This is a genomic window from Psychrobacter sp. NPDC078929, from assembly GCF_050267985.1.
Taxonomy (GTDB): domain Bacteria; phylum Pseudomonadota; class Gammaproteobacteria; order Pseudomonadales; family Moraxellaceae; genus Psychrobacter.
Map to the genome: position 1 here is coordinate 127,689 of NZ_JBNNFX010000002.1, position 15,352 is coordinate 143,040.

12 protein-coding genes and 1 tRNA gene are annotated in these 15,352 nt (G+C 43.0%); 4 read left to right on the top strand and 9 right to left on the bottom strand.

The annotated features are described in order from the left end of the window. Positions 1-73: 73 nt before the first annotated feature. The 3 genes from ACQKCG_RS01740 (at position 74) to ACQKCG_RS01750 (ending at position 3,621) form a co-directional block, all read left to right on the top strand. Entirely contained in the window at positions 74-1,438 is a 1,365-nt protein-coding gene (locus ACQKCG_RS01740; RefSeq protein WP_102094399.1) for a two-component system sensor histidine kinase NtrB, read from the top strand. A 98-nt stretch (positions 1,439-1,536) separates the two neighbouring features. After that, positions 1,537-3,318, top strand: coding sequence for a sigma 54-interacting transcriptional regulator (locus ACQKCG_RS01745; protein ID WP_102094398.1), 1,782 nt, complete (start codon positions 1,537-1,539; stop codon positions 3,316-3,318). Between the two features lie 218 nt (positions 3,319-3,536). Next, positions 3,537-3,621 (top strand) — tRNA-Leu (locus tag ACQKCG_RS01750). A gap of 203 nt (positions 3,622-3,824) precedes the next feature. On the opposite strand, the gene ACQKCG_RS01755 is transcribed toward ACQKCG_RS01750, so the two are convergent. The 3 genes from ACQKCG_RS01755 to ACQKCG_RS01765 form a co-directional block, all read right to left on the bottom strand. Then, positions 3,825-4,223, bottom strand: a complete 399-nt coding sequence (locus ACQKCG_RS01755) for a ribbon-helix-helix domain-containing protein (protein ID WP_102094358.1) — start codon at positions 4,221-4,223, stop codon at positions 3,825-3,827. 30 nt (positions 4,224-4,253) lie between these two features. Beyond that, positions 4,254-4,814: a DJ-1/PfpI family protein gene (locus tag ACQKCG_RS01760; RefSeq protein ID WP_322868756.1), complete on the bottom strand. Its 561-nt coding sequence runs from the start codon at positions 4,812-4,814 to the stop codon at positions 4,254-4,256. Positions 4,815-4,968: 154 nt separating this feature from the next. Beyond that, a complete protein-coding gene (locus ACQKCG_RS01765) occupies positions 4,969-6,009 on the bottom strand; it encodes a serine/threonine protein kinase (protein WP_102094356.1) in 1,041 nt (346 codons plus the stop codon). Between the two features lie 192 nt (positions 6,010-6,201). Here ACQKCG_RS01765 and ACQKCG_RS01770 point away from each other — a divergent pair, with 192 nt between their 5' ends. After that, positions 6,202-7,173, top strand: a complete 972-nt coding sequence (locus ACQKCG_RS01770; RefSeq protein WP_102094355.1) for an ATP-binding protein — start codon at positions 6,202-6,204, stop codon at positions 7,171-7,173. A gap of 40 nt (positions 7,174-7,213) precedes the next feature. Here the strand turns inward: ACQKCG_RS01770 and ACQKCG_RS01775 are convergent, their stop codons facing one another. From ACQKCG_RS01775 to gyrA, 6 genes are all read right to left on the bottom strand, one after another. Next, positions 7,214-8,350: a ribonuclease Z gene (locus tag ACQKCG_RS01775; protein WP_102094354.1), complete on the bottom strand. Its 1,137-nt coding sequence runs from the start codon at positions 8,348-8,350 to the stop codon at positions 7,214-7,216. Positions 8,351-8,453: 103 nt separating this feature from the next. Next, positions 8,454-8,765, bottom strand: a complete 312-nt coding sequence (locus ACQKCG_RS01780; protein WP_102094353.1) for a hypothetical protein — start codon at positions 8,763-8,765, stop codon at positions 8,454-8,456. 94 nt (positions 8,766-8,859) lie between these two features. Continuing rightward, positions 8,860-9,528, bottom strand: coding sequence for a glutathione S-transferase (locus ACQKCG_RS01785; protein ID WP_102094352.1), 669 nt, complete (start codon positions 9,526-9,528; stop codon positions 8,860-8,862). 194 nt (positions 9,529-9,722) lie between these two features. Then, positions 9,723-10,793, bottom strand: coding sequence for an EamA family transporter RarD (rarD, locus tag ACQKCG_RS01790; protein WP_057759099.1), 1,071 nt, complete (start codon positions 10,791-10,793; stop codon positions 9,723-9,725). Positions 10,794-11,033: 240 nt separating this feature from the next. Continuing rightward, a complete protein-coding gene (rarD, locus tag ACQKCG_RS01795; protein ID WP_102094351.1) occupies positions 11,034-12,104 on the bottom strand; it encodes an EamA family transporter RarD in 1,071 nt (356 codons plus the stop codon). A 176-nt stretch (positions 12,105-12,280) separates the two neighbouring features. After that, a complete protein-coding gene (gene gyrA, locus ACQKCG_RS01800) occupies positions 12,281-15,085 on the bottom strand; it encodes a DNA gyrase subunit A (RefSeq protein ID WP_102094350.1) in 2,805 nt (934 codons plus the stop codon). Positions 15,086-15,352 lie beyond the last annotated feature (267 nt).

Genomic DNA, 15,352 nt, shown 5'->3' on the forward strand with positions numbered 1-15,352 from the left:
AGTTTTGCCGCTCTATAGTCTTGATTTGTGGTTAAATATTATCTCAAGCATCTGACTTTTTTGGGCCCTACTGATGAACGCTGATTTTATAACCGCCAAAACAACCCCTGACCTCGCATTTATATCTCAGCATTTATTCACCGCTATTTTATGGGTCAACGATGAGCTATCAATCACGCGGTTGAATGCTCAAGCCGAGCAGCTACTTGCCATTAGTAGCGGCAGATTAATCAATCAATCCATCTTGACACTGCTAGCACCTGATGAATTAAAGACTAAAGATACGGTATCTATAGATAATGATAGTAATGATACAAATGAAAATGAGTCTTCAAGCGAGCCAGCTTACTCTTTGACCGAGCGCTTTGTGCAAGCGCAAAACTATCAGCAGCCTTTTATCGACCATGATCACATTATCAAAACACCGCTAAACGGTAATTTATCATTGTCAGTCGACTATAGCGTCACGCCTGTCATCTATGAACAGCAGCCTTATTTTATTATCGAGATGTGGGGTAAAGATCGGCAAAGTCGTATCTCTGAGGAGCAGCGCCAACAACAGCAGTATACAGTGGCCCGTCATATGCTACGGTCGGTCGCACACGAAATAAAAAACCCTCTTGCTGGTATTCGCGGGGCAGCCCAGCTGTTGCAACGGCAGTTTATTAAATTCAGCGACGCATCTACTACTAACACCTCTAGCGCTGATAATGCTTTGACAACCACTAACACTGACACTCAGCATGATTTGCAAAAAATGAATCAAAAGCTGCGCAACTATACGGACATTATTATTTCAGAAACTGATCGATTGACCCATCTTATTGGGCAGCTTCTGGGTTCCAATCAACTACCAAACTGGCAAACGCTTAATATCCATGAGCCTCTAGAGCATGTCTTAACCTTAGTGACCAATCAGTATCCACAGGTAGTGTTACAGCGTGATTATGATTTATCATTGCCAGAGTTGTGCGCTGACAAAGATCAGCTGATTCAAGTGTTTTTAAACCTTATCAATAATGCTTGTGAGTCGATGACTGAGTTCGAACAAACGCTACAACAGAATCAAATCTCAGAGTCTCAAGAATCACCACAAGCTGCCATGCAAACTGAGAGCAATTCTGACTATCAACCGACATTGAATATTCAAACGCGGGTTGCTTTTCAGCATACAATCGTCGGACAGCAGCACAAGCAAGTGATGCAAGTTACTATTACTGATAATGGCTCAGGTATTGATCCAGCATTGATCGGTCAGATATTTTTCCCGATGGTCACTAGCCGTGCAGCCGGTACAGGTCTTGGATTATCCATCGTCCAAGATATTATCAGTCATCATCATGGTATGATTGATGTGAGCTCGACAAAAGAGCAAGAAGATAAGCAAACCCGATTTACGCTATATCTACCATTTACTCAACCCATCACTGAGACATAAAACAAATTATGAATTTATGAATTAAAGGCTGCTAAGTTTCATAACGCCAACTCCCAATCCCCAACTTACCATCAATAATTGCTGATTAGGCCCAATACATGACTGAATATAGCGACGACCTCCAACCTAAAAGCGATGATCAATCACCACAATCACAAATAGTAACTGTGAATAATGCACCCAGCGACCACCCTGCAACATTGTGGTTAATCGATGACGATGCAGCCCTACGCATGGTGTTGGCAGACACGTTTGAAGATGCTGGATTGACCGTTATCAGTTTTACTCAAGCACAAGCAGCATGGACTCGCCTTAATGATGTTTTAAAACAGCAAGAGTCAGCCGAGCAATTACCAGACGTCATATTGACCGATATACGCATGCCAATGATGGATGGATTATCTTTTAGCGACTGGGTTCATCAGCATTTCCCTAAAATGCCAATCGTAATTATGACAGCACACTCAGACCTGACCTCTGCTATCAATAGCTATCAGACAGGGGCTTTTGAATACCTGCCCAAGCCTTTTGACTTAGATGACGCGGTTGCGACGATTTATAAAGCCATCAATTATCAGCCCAATCTAGAAACAACGACTGTTTCCCTTTTAGATGAATCCAATAACAATATAACGTCTGATACTTTCACTGAAGACCTGATAAAACCTAAAGTAGCACCTGCTAGTAAGACAACCAAAGACAATAAGAGCAAAGGTGCCGCCGTAACCAAGGATAATGGTAACCCTAGCGGCATCATTGGACAGTCACCAGCCATGCAAACGGTGTTTCGTGCCATTGGCAGACTGGCTCAATCCCCCATTTCCGTCTTAATTACTGGAGAGTCTGGAACGGGTAAAGAGTTGGTAGCCAGTGCATTGCACCAACACTCCCCTCGTAAGCAGCAACCGTTTATTGCACTTAATATGGCAGCCATACCGCATGACTTGATCGAGTCTGAGCTATTCGGTCACGAAAAAGGCGCGTTCACTGGTGCAACAACGATGCGTCAAGGCCGTTTTGAGCAGGCAGACGGCGGTACTCTATTCTTAGATGAAATCGGTGACATGCCTTTTAGCACTCAGACAAGGCTGTTACGCGTACTGGCCAATGGTGAATTTTATCGTGTTGGTGGTCAACAGCCAATAAAGGTCGATGTACGTATCATCGCAGCCACCCACCAAAACTTAGAAGAGCTGGTAAAACAAAGCCGATTCCGCGAAGATTTGTTTTATCGCCTTAATGTCATTCGATTACCCCTACCACCACTACGTACACGCCCTGAAGACATTCCTGCATTGGCCCTCTACTTTATGCAGTCTGCCGCAGAGCAAATGAATACCACTCCAAAGCATCTACATCCTGCCGCATTGCAAATCATGCAGACGTTTGACTGGCGTGGTAACGTGCGTCAATTAGAAAACGTCTGCTTGTGGCTCACGGTTATGGCTACTGGTGATACTGTGATGGCGACAGATTTGCCACCAGAGCTACTTGAAAACATCTCACCTAATACGGTGCTTTATGAAGAGCATTGCTCATCACAGGAAGACGCTCAAGAGAACTTGGTACAAAATGGCGATGTATTAAATAGTAGTGCGTTAAACAGTCATCAAAATAATCAAAGTAGCCCGTTGCCTAAGAACCAAAGTTGGCAACAAGCATTGGCTGATTGGGCTGAGCAGTCGCTAAGCACGGGTGAAACTGATATTTTACAAACAGCAACCCCTGAGTTTGAGCGCGTTTTATTAACAGCAGCACTCAATCATAGTGGCGGCAAAAAGATAGAAGCCGCAAGCTTACTTGGTTGGGGACGCAATACTCTGACACGCAAATTGCAGCAATTGGATATCTCTGCCCCGAGAGTACCAACTAAAGAGTAAATAAACGCATAAAACATGATAATAAATTATTATTAATATCAATCACTTAAAATTAGTACCGAAAATAAATGATAAATAATTAAAAATAATTGCAAATAGGGGTTGCCAAACAATTAAAACTCTATATAATAGCCAACCACTGAGACGCACTACCGAATCAGTTAACTATCTAGATAGCGTTTGAGTTTAACCGCTTTTGATGATAGAGTAACGAAAATGGGGCTGTGGCGGAATTGGTAGACGCACCAGATTTAGGTTCTGGCGCCGCAAGGTGTGAGAGTTCGAGTCTCTCCAGCCCCACCATTTTCGGATAGTACATCTTAGACCAAATATCAAAACCTGCTTTTAGCAGGTTTTTTTGTGTCTGGAATTTGGTGTTAAAACTATAAAATATCTTATTAAAAGTATTAATCTTCTTTTCTAAATCCTTTAACACTTCCTCCATACTCTGATGGCACTTACTTACCCGCTGCATCAATGCTTTAATGTACTTGCCATAGACAGAACTAATTAATAGAAAGGTTTCCCTCACTTTCATTGAATAATGCACTACGTTGATTTTTACGAAGGGTTTCACGTTGAATTATATTTTTTGCATCGACCTTTTCTAAAGGTAACCTTGTTTCGCGAGAAAGATCGCCATCGGCTATTAAAGATAAATAACGAGAACAACAAACTCTTAAAAAAGAGGTGAAATTACCAATATCATGATCAGCATCGAGAGATTCAAGGTATAGCTTAGTGATCAGCTGATTAACCGTCATTTGATCCCGAAATGACAACTCTTCTAATATATCCCAAAAAAACACCTCTAAACGAATTGAGGTGACAACTCCCTGAATTCGAAGTGATTTGGTTTTAGAGCTCCACAAGCTGTCGTCAGCACTAATAAACAATTGACACATATAATATCCTCTCTCGATACTAATTAAAGCTTATAGCAAGGCAACAAATTGCTTCAGCATAGCTGGATGGGCAGGCCACGCAGGAGCCGTTACCAGTTGGCCATCTGTAATAGCACCATCCATAGGTAACTTGACATACTCAGCGCCAGCCATTTCTATTTCTGGCTGACACGCAGGGTAAGCAGATACTTTTTTACCCTTCAATACGCCAGCAGCCGTCAGCATTTGTGGTCCATGGCAAACCGACGCAATCGGTTTATTAGTATTTGCGAAATGCTGAATCATTGCAATAACCTTAGTATTCAAACGCAGGTATTCTGGCGCACGTCCACCTGGTAAATACAAAGCATCGTAATCTGCGACATTAATATCTGCAAAAGACGCATTAAGGGTAAAGTTATGACCGCGTTTTTCGGTATAAGTTTGATCACCTTCAAAGTCGTGTATTGAGGTCGCGATGCTATCACCTGCCACTTTATCTGGGCATACAGCATCAACCTCATGTCCCATCGCTAGAAGCGCTTGGAACGGAACCATGTTTTCATAATCTTCAACAAAATCACCGGTAATGATAAGTACTTTAGCCATGATATTCTCACTGTATTGTAATGAAATATGGGAACCCAAATTAGTTTATAGCGACTTCGCTTAAAATGAGCCTGAATATCCATTCAAACATAAAAAACAACTACTAGGTAATATGTGAATACTACAAACAATCACTTTTTAAAATAAAATAATAAATTCAGCTATTTTTTAATAACTTTAAATCTATCAATATCTTATCCATCTCCTGATACCGTCTCTCTACCCGTTTCGCCAATGCTTTATCGACCATATATTGATAGTGATTATATTCTGCTGGTAACGTTGGAATAGGTTGTTGGCAATGCTGAATCGCCCACGTTTTTGATTTCTCACGGCTGTCAGCATTTATCTGAAACGGGCGTTTTCCTGTTAGTATCTCAACCATCATTACGCCAAACGCGTAGATATCACTTTGCACCGTTGCACCCTGACCTTGCCAGCGCTCAGGTGCGAGATACGCTGGTGTGCCAGCAGGATTTGGTTGGCTATTAGCCACCGTAACACGTTGTGATAAAGCAAAATCAGTGAGTAATAATCTAGGGGTCAGACTATTACTCATAGTATCTACTGGCCACTCATCATCAGAACCTTCAACCAAGATATTACTGGGTTTAATATCATTATGTAGCCAACCAGCCTGATGCAAATTAGCTATCAAGTATGCAGCCTGAGTGATGAAATGATGCTTTTGTGATGCTCTCAATGACAGATGTTTTGAAGCGGTCAGTTGACTCGCCAAGCTACCATTAGAGTAATAAGGTGTGACTACTATAACTAGTCGTTGCAACTGCGATAGTATCTGAACATCCACGCAATGATGAGCCAATAGTGGCGGTGCGATAGCGTTATTTTTGATTTTCGATGAAGCATTTACAGCAGCTAAAATATCCGCTTCATGAGTTAAATCGGCAGCAATAGTATAAGCGCCATCACTCAACTGCCATTTAATCATCACGCTACCAAATTGTGGATGCTGGGCACGTGTTAGTCCTTGGAAGTAAGTCTTGTCGATATGTTGCGTTTTAACAACTTGCGCATGCTGACCTTGCGTTTGTTCTGTGCTTTGCTGAGCAATACGTTGATGTACTATCTCACTAAAATCTTGTGCGTCCAGTTCTTGGGTAATAATGGGCAATAGCTGCATTGCTTGAGCTTGCAAGGCTTGCGTAATAGACGGATTACTGGCACTATTTTCCATGATATTGTTTCTCATAATATAGTGAGATTACTGCCTTCCCATTCGTATCATTTCCAAAGATAATAATAGCGCGAATAATGGTTACAAGTACTACGCTTAGTAGGTACTAAGAGTGTAGTCACTGAAATTTCAGCAGCGTTAATTGTATTTTTGGGTATGGTATTAAAGACAACCTTAATTGCTAGAGCCACTATGTCACAACCAACTATCCCGACCACGCCATCTGATCAACCCACTTATGCCCTGCCCGCACCGCTGCTAGACTTACTCAGTCAATACTTACAAGAGCGAGTCACACCAACTATTGAAATCGACCCGAGCCAGCTTGCTTATCGCTGGGTTGGTGGACGCACTGGTCACCTGCAGCCTTTGTCAGTCAATCTGTTTTTGAGCTTAGATGACTTGCATGGTATCGATACGCAAAAATCGAAACTGGTACAGAATACCCGTCAGTTTATTAAAGGTTACCCTGCCAACCATGTATTGATGTCAGGCACACGCGGTGCCGGTAAGTCATCATTGATTCGCGCTTTGCTACAAGCCCATCATAGTGAAGGCTTGCGTATTATTGAGGTGGCCCGCGATGATCTGCAAGTATTGGATAAGATTCGTGCTGCTATTAATGCCCTACCAGCAGATTGTCATTGCCGCTATATCGTATACTGTGATGACCTCGCTTTTAATGGTCAAGATGAAAGCTATCGTGCGCTAAAGAGCGTGCTCGATGGCTCGCTAGACTCTGAGCAAGACAAATTACTGGTCTACGCCACCAGCAATCGTCGTCGCCTGCTACCGCAGATGATGAAAGACAATGTCGATATCTATAATGGGCAGACGGATGAAGTCAATCCCTATGAGGCTATTGATGAGACCGTGTCATTATCAGATCGATTCGGTTTGTCCCTCACCTTCCATCCTATGGATCAGCAGACTTATCTGCATATCGTTCAGCATTATCTGAATTTAGAGCAGCAAAAAATCTCAGCTGATATGGGTAGTGATGCTAAGGACATTTTAGCAAGTCAGTCTATGCCTGATAAGATCAGAAAGGATGCGCTACGTTGGGCCTCAGAACGTGGTGGTCGCTCAGGAAGAGTTGCTTACCAGTTCAGCCGCTTTTGGAGTGGTGAAACACAATTGGCTATCGAAGACAGTAAGCGCTAGGTCATATTTAACGCTAAATCATATCTAAGCTTAACGATCTCTAATCACTGCGTGCAGAGCCTATATACTGCACGCGACTCTCCTCTTGACCGCTCTCTTGATTGCTTGCCGACCCAATTGCACTATCGACCATATATTGGTCAAAATCTTCTGCCAGCCATAGATTGCCTTGATAGACACTTTGCGCATCTAAGCGAATATATGCCATATTTGGCGTTTCGCTATCTGGATTATCAAAGTTCTGATAGCGAGCGCTAAAGTGGGTCAAAATTATATTTTTGAGTCCAGCCGCTTGGGCAAATTCGCCGAGCAATTGGGCGCTACTATGCATCGGATCATAGTCTGGGTTTTTGGCTCGAATCTTATTGAGCACCTCGTGCGTATAAGTAGCTTCATGCACCAATAAATCCGCATTGATAACGGCTTTGCTTAACAAATTTGGCGCATCATTGTCTCCTGCCACCACCACTCGCGTCCGCTGTATCTCATTGTCAACATAATCTACTGAGCGCAATTGTCTATTACCCTCAGTCGTGACATCTTCGCCTTGCTGTAACTTGCCCCATAGTGCACTTGCTGGAATACCATCTGCCACAAGCTTATCTGTATTAAGGATGCGGCGGCTAATAGTCTGAGTAATACCAAAGGCATGAGAAGCAACTCGATGTGATAGCGGCGTGATATCAATATCAAGCTGATGTTGGTCACTTAAGCTAATACTGACCTTGTTCGTATCATCTTGCTCAGCTAACACCTCTTCAATCGCTATAAAATCGAAAGCAAAAGGTAGATACAGCTCTGTAGTGGCGGTAATAGCTTCAAGCAAAGTAGCAATTGCTTTTGGTGCAATCAAAGTCAATGATTCACGACGTCCTGACATGGCAGCACTAGCTAGCAGCCCTGGTAGACCATAGCAATGGTCACCATGAACATGAGTGATACAGATAGCAGCCAATTGATGTAAGGAGAGCTTGGTATGTAGCAACTGCTGCTGCGTGCCTTCACCGCAATCAATCAGCACCCATGGACGCGATTTCTTACTCTGATTATTCTGTTGACGACTTCCTTGCTGTACGCCAGAGGTATGCGGATTCAAACACTCTATTGCTAATGCGGTCACATTACGCTGTTTGGTCGGTACACCTGCAGAGGTGCCCAAAAAGGTTAGCTTTAGCATAGTGATGCCTTTTATTTATCAGGAATACTGGCTCAGACTTACGAGAACGTCTCTTCATTCTAAAACGATAACAGAAATGAGATAAACGGAGAATATGTCCTAGCTACGACAGTTGGCATATCATGGTTTTTTGACCTTCAACCATTTGTCCACCATTGGCGGTGCAATCGTTTACCATATTCGATTCGTAAGATTTCCAGCCACCATAAAAGCTCGCTGCACATAGAATTACCACTAGAATTTTCTGTGACCACGATTTGATAGAGACTTGCTGGCTATTAATCTGTTGTCTATTATTTTCTTGCATACTGGTATCTTGCTTATTAAGTGATGTTTGAGTTGCTGACTGATTGTCATCTTTATTTAGGCTATCTTGCTTTAGATTACCTTTATTCGAGGTATTTAGATCTGTCATAGTATTATCCTAAAAAAGGCTTTGTTTATTCATAAACAAAGCCTTTGGTCTATATGGCTACTTAAGCGTTGAGAGAGGATTATACCAGTATCCTCTAAAAATTCAGACGGCCGCCCTTTTTTTCTGCTCGCTTAAAGGCATCTCGTTCTTCGCAGCGTTTGAGCCAATTCAAGAGATTAGTATATTTACTCTGATCTAAACCTGCACCAGCATTGGCACCCAAGACTGCAAGATGCATTTGAATATCAGCGGCGCTAAATTCACTACCTGCAAACCAGTGATTTTCATGTAGATGACGCTCCATCATATCTAACATCTTCTCCAAACCGCTACTGATCATGTTCTTTTCAATCTGACCTTGGATTTTTTTGCTGATAGGTTTGATTAGCATCGGCGATTGAGACACTACTTTGGTGAATACCAAACGCATGACCAACAGTGGCATCAATGAAGCCTCTGCAAAGTGTAGCCAAAACGTGTAGGCTTCCCACGCTGCTTCGTTATTATCGTCAGGTTTGAACTGCTTTTCTTTATCATAGTGCTTAATCAAATACTCAATGATAAACCCTGACTCAATCAGCACACGATCGTCTGCTTCTAGTATCGGTGCATTACCAATCGGATGCACTTGCTTTAAGCTATCAGGGGCACGGTATGCCTTATTGCGCTCATAGCAAGTCAGTTTATAATCAACGCCGAGCTCTTCCAACAGCCAGATAATACGAAACGAGCGCGAGTTTGCTAAATGATGAAGATGTAACATAAACCGTCCTAGTTATATATTGTAGTAAATCAGCCATAATATCTCAGATATAGCGCCATATGTTCACTCAATCGCGGCCCTACTGCTCTCGATAATAGCGTAATTTCTACTTCTTTAATACTATGAGTTGGCAGACATGATGGAAAACAATGCCTACCGTATCGATACTGTCTAAGACGGTGTACTCTTTGACATCAATCTAAATGTAATGCTTCAATCTTGCGCGTCATTTTATCTATCTTTTGCTGATATTTTTTGATCTGACGAAATCGATGCGCGATTAGCACGCCTTTGATACGGCGATTTTTCAGACGACGACGTGGTGGAAAACTGCCTACTTGTGGTTCATTGTAGCCATGTAAGCGGTCTTCACGTTTACGCGCCATATAGCCCAACGCGCTATCAGCAATCATAATCAGCAATGCGATGAAAATCATGCTGTACATCAGCATGGAGCCACCATCATGTAAGTTACGATCTAAAATTGCGATTGAGAATATGAACAAGAATATTGGCTCAAGGTAGCACAGAGTGCCAAACAGTGAAACAGGCAACTTCTGACTGGCCACCATCGTTAGTGACATCGCAGCGGTGCTAATAATGCCTAATAATGGCAGCAGATACCAAAGCTTGTGGTTGGTGATTGCTACTTCAAAACCACCATTCATATACAGTGCGACCAATACCACTGGCAACAACAATACAAGGTCTGAAATCAGACCAGTAATAGGCGGTACTGCAAGCTTACGGCGTAGTAGATAATAAGGAGGATAACCCAAGCAAACAAACAAAGTCGCCCAAGAAATAGCACCATACTCAAAAATATCGTAAGCGATACCCAGACCTGCACATACAATGGCAGCCCACTGAAGTAAGCTCATGTCTTCGTTGTAAAAGAACCTGCCGACAACGATCATAATCATCGGATATAGGAAGTAACCCAACGTTACCTCAAGTCCCAAACCATTAACTGGCGCCCACATGAATATCCAGATTTGCGCACCCAAAATCGGTGTGGGTAATATAAATAAAAACCACTCTTTTGCATTTTTTAGTGTTTTTAAATAATCAAAAATGTGCTGCCACTGCTTTAATACGCTTACCAGCAGTACTAGACTAAAAAACATTGTCAGCACGCGCCACGAAGCGACTTGCGTACCTGATAATGGTTGCAGCAGTAGACCAAATAAGAACAGCAATGAGTATAAAAAATTTGCAGCGACGGCAGTGATTGTACCCTGCGAGGTTTGGTTAGTAGTCAGCATCACAACAGCCTTTAAAGATTGGGGCACATCCATGGCAATTTTTAAAAAAAACAAAAGCCTCAGACGAGAACGTCTGAGGCTTTTGCATATAAGGTCGTCGCGCAATCTAAGTTGAACGCTTTTGATGTACTAGGCTTACATCATGGTCGGCATTATGTCAAAGTCAGAATGAATAAGCAATGCCACTGTTCATCTAGTGTCTAAACTTTTAAATTGAGTAAATTTAATGCAGGTAAATACTTATTTTGCATCAAGTTGTTGGATTTTTTGTTGTATCTTATCCATCTTCTTTTGGTAACGACGAATCTTGCGAAAACGATGGGCTTTTAGCACGCCATCGATACGCTGATTGATAAAATGACGACGCGGTGGAAAGCCGCCAATCTGAAGCTCTCTATAGCCATGCAAGCGATCATTACGCTGACGAACGAGATAGCCTTTTATGCTATCAGCCATCATAACCAGTAGCGCAAGCGTAATCATGCCGTACATAAAGAGCGAACCACCTTCTTCAAGGCTTTGACTCAAAATAGTAATAGACAATACGAATAACAGCATCGGCTCTATATAACTTAGCGCCCCAAACAGTGATACTGGCAGCTTACTACTAGCAATCATCGTCAGCGACATCGCAAGCGCACTAAAAGCACCAAGCAGCGGCAATAGATACCAGAACTTCATGTCTTGCGCTGCAACATCAAAACCGCCAGTCATATAAAGCACGATGAGCACTACTGGTGTCAACAGCGTCAAATCAAATAACAAACCCGTAATAGGTGGTACAGAAAGGGTGCGCCGTAGCAGATAATACGGTGGATAACCCAAGCATACAAACAGTGTCACCCAAGATACTGAACCATACTGAACAATATCGTAGCCGATACCGAGTGCTGCAAATATCGCGGCAGCCCATTGCAAGATACTCATATATTCATGGTAAAAGAATCGACCAAGCACAATCATCACTAGCGGCAATAAAAAATAGCCCAATGTGACATCGAGACCAAACCCATTGACCGGTGCCCACATAAACAACCAAATCTGTCCACCTAGGATTGGCGCAGGCAGTATAAATATAAGCCATTCCTTGACTGTCTTTAGCGTCTTTATATAATCAAAAACACGTTGCCACTGCTTAGTCAAACTGACCAATATAACCAAACTGAGCAACATCATGAGCACACGCCATGATGCTACCTGCGTCCCTGTTAAGGGCAGCATAAACAGTCCAAACAAAAACATCATCGAGAATAAAAAGCTCGATGATACCGAAGCAACCGTTCCCTGAAAAGTTTGATTGGTCGTAAGCATAACAACAGCCTTAAAAAATAGAACCTTATTTACAGTATTGAAAAAATGAGAATTAAAAAACAAAAGCCTCCGACGATAACGTCAGAGGCTTTTTTCTAGAAAAATGCTAAGAGACTAGACTCAAAAGCTAATTACCAAGACTATTACTCGTCATCGTCTTATGCATAGTTAGTCTATTATAGATTGTCACTTGGTTTATGGTCGTTTGCAATATCAATCACATCATCGACGTCGGTAGCTGCGGTATTGTCAGTTGTCGCATCAATATCTATCTGCTCCTGACCTTCTACCTCAAACGTACCATCTTCTCTCATGGCATCGATAAGCTCGTCATCGCTCTCTTCGTGCTCAACACGCGCCATGGCAACCAGTTTTTCATCTTTTGACAGACGAATCAATGTTACGCCTTGCGTATTACGACCAGAGCTAGCAACATGCTCAACTGGTGTACGAACCAACGTACCTTTGTCAGAGATTAGGATAATATCATCGGTAGAGTCAACCTTGGTCGCTCGTACTAGTGCGCCATTACGCTCGCTGGTCTTGATAGCGATCACACCGCCACCGCCACGATTTTGTGTATTGAACTCATCGATAAAGGTACGTTTACCAAAGCCATTTTCACAAGCAATCAGAATTTCACGTACATCATCTTCGATAACGACTAATGATTTGATAAACTCATCAGTAGCCAGACGCATACCGCGGACGCCTTTTGCCGTACGGCCCATCGCACGCGCATCATTCTCATCAAAACGAATCGCTTTACCATTTGAAGCAAACAACATCACTTCTTGGCTACCGTTAGTGATACGAGCGCTGACCAATTTATCACCGTCTTCTAGTCCAACCGCAATCAAACCGTTCGAGCGAATATTGGCAAACTGCTTAAGCTCAACACGCTTCACGGTACCATTGGCCGTTGCAAAGAAAACGAAAGGCGCTTCTGCTTGGTTGCTGTCTTCTACTGAGTCATCATCACTATCTATTAAGATATCTGCCTCTGACATCTCACCTGTGACCGATGTGTCCCCTACGATTTTCGGAATCGGTAATATCGTCGTAACGGTTTCATCACCATTTAAGCCAATCAGGTTAACGAGTGGACGACCACGAGCACCGCGACTGGCAATCGGCACTTCAAAACCACGTAAGCTAAAGACACGCCCACTATCCGTAAAACACAATACGGTAGAGTGAGTAGATGTCACAACTAAATGATCAATGACATCATCTTCTTTCATCGCCGTGGCAGACTTGCCTTTACCGCCACGTTTTTGCGCGACATAATCGTCAATTGGCTGAGTCTTAGCATAACCAGTACGTGACACTGTCATCACGACCGTTTGCTCTGGAATAAGGTCTTCACGGCTAAAGTCAGTACGTGAGTCAATAATGTCCGTACGGCGCTCATCACCAAAGTTATCGCGAATCTCGATCATCTCATTAGAGATAATAGCCATAAGCTTATCAAAATCGCCAAGGATAGACTCTAAGTGTGCAATTTCACGTAATAGGTCTTGGTATTCTTCGGTCAATTTATCTTGCTCAAGACCCGTCAAACGATGCAATTGCATATCTAAAATCGCATTGACCTGCTCAAGTGACAAGCGATAGCGCTCTTCGCCTTCGATCAGACCAAACGGCGCTTTAGGATCTTCACCATCGATAAACTCAGGACGCACTGACTGACTACCAGCAGCTGTAAGCATCGCGACAACGCTACCTGAACCCCATGTATTATTTAATAGACTTTCACGAGCCAATCCACGGTTTGCTGACGCTTTAATCGTCGCAATAATCTCATCGATATTGGCTAGAGCGACCGTTAGACCTTCTAGCAAATGACCACGAACGCGGGCTTTGTTCAATTCATAAATCGTACGACGTGTCACCACTTCTTGACGATGACGAACAAACGCAGCGATAAGCTGACGCAAGGTCAATAGTTTTGGCTGACCATTATCGAGCGCCACCATATTGATACTAAAGCTAGACTCTAGCGGCGTTTGTAGAAATAGGTTATTAACAATAACTTCAGCAGTCTCGCCGCGACGCAAATCAATAGCTATACGCATACCATCTTTATCAGACTCATCACGAATTTCGCTAATACCTTCGATTTTTTTATCACGGACCAGCTCTGCGATACGCTCAATCAACTTGGCTTTATTGGCCTGATAAGGTACTTCGGTGAATACGATGCGCTCACGATCGCGGTTGACGCCAGAATTGCTCATCGGCTCGATATGATAACGACCACGAATATGCAAGCGGCCTTTACCCGTACGATAAGCATCTAAAATGCCCGCGCGACCATAGATAATACCGCCCGTAGGAAAATCAGGACCTGAGATATGCGACATCAGCTCTTCGGCTGAAACTTGTGGGTTTTCAGCATAGGCCAAACAAGCATTGATCACTTCAGTCAGGTTATGCGGGGCCATATTGGTCGCCATACCAACGGCAATACCCGTCGCGCCATTGACCAATAGATTAGGAATACGCGCTGGCATCACGCTTGGCATGCGCTCAGAGCCGTCGTAGTTGTCTTCCCAATCGACCGTATCTTTGTCCAAATCAGCGAGCATCTGGTGGGTCAGTTTGGTCATACGTACTTCGGTATAACGCATCGCTGCCGGAGGATCATCATCGATCGAGCCAAAGTTACCTTGACCATCAACCATTGGATAGCGCAAGCTGAAATCCTGCGCCATACGGACGATGGCATCATAGACGGCACTATCGCCATGTGGATGGTACTTACCGATAACATCACCGACCACACGTGCTGATTTTTTGTACGGTTTGTTATAATCGTTTGATAGCACGTGCATGGCATACATCACGCGGCGGTGTACAGGTTTGAACCCATCACGCACATCAGGAAGCGCACGCGAGACGATCACGCTCATCGCATAATCCAAATACGACTGCTTTAGTTCATCTACGATGCCAATAGGACTGACCGATTCGCTCATATACACTCCTTCACTCACATTTTTTTCTAACGTTGACACATCGCTTATAGCACCCATAGATCATATAAAAATACTGCCACATAAATGGGCAGTCATGACCAAAATACATACCATAAAAAAACACTGCTACACGTGCAAAACAATAGGAAAATAGCGATAGTTTTAATGTTTAATAAAAGAAGCTATTTTAGCACAAATTTGCTGATTTAGGGGGTTCTGAGTACCATTAAAATCAAGCTAGACGGTTCATTCACAGTGATATTTTGA

Excerpts from the sequence above, each read along its gene's own strand:
- ACQKCG_RS01740 (WP_102094399.1), top strand. The coding sequence starts at position 74 with ATGAACGCTGATTTTATAACCGCCAAAACAACCCCTGACCTCGCATTT.
- ACQKCG_RS01745 (WP_102094398.1), top strand. The coding sequence starts at position 1,537 with ATGACTGAATATAGCGACGACCTCCAACCTAAAAGCGATGATCAATCA.
- ACQKCG_RS01755 (WP_102094358.1), bottom strand. The coding sequence starts at position 4,223 with ATGTGTCAATTGTTTATTAGTGCTGACGACAGCTTGTGGAGCTCTAAA.
- ACQKCG_RS01765 (WP_102094356.1), bottom strand. The coding sequence starts at position 6,009 with ATGGAAAATAGTGCCAGTAATCCGTCTATTACGCAAGCCTTGCAAGCT.
- ACQKCG_RS01770 (WP_102094355.1), top strand. The coding sequence starts at position 6,202 with ATGTCACAACCAACTATCCCGACCACGCCATCTGATCAACCCACTTAT.
- ACQKCG_RS01775 (WP_102094354.1), bottom strand. The coding sequence starts at position 8,350 with ATGCTAAAGCTAACCTTTTTGGGCACCTCTGCAGGTGTACCGACCAAA.
- ACQKCG_RS01780 (WP_102094353.1), bottom strand. The coding sequence starts at position 8,765 with ATGACAGATCTAAATACCTCGAATAAAGGTAATCTAAAGCAAGATAGC.
- ACQKCG_RS01785 (WP_102094352.1), bottom strand. The coding sequence starts at position 9,528 with ATGTTACATCTTCATCATTTAGCAAACTCGCGCTCGTTTCGTATTATC.
- rarD (WP_057759099.1), bottom strand. The coding sequence starts at position 10,793 with ATGCTGACTACTAACCAAACCTCGCAGGGTACAATCACTGCCGTCGCT.
- rarD (WP_102094351.1), bottom strand. The coding sequence starts at position 12,104 with ATGCTTACGACCAATCAAACTTTTCAGGGAACGGTTGCTTCGGTATCA.
- gyrA (WP_102094350.1), bottom strand. The coding sequence starts at position 15,085 with ATGAGCGAATCGGTCAGTCCTATTGGCATCGTAGATGAACTAAAGCAG.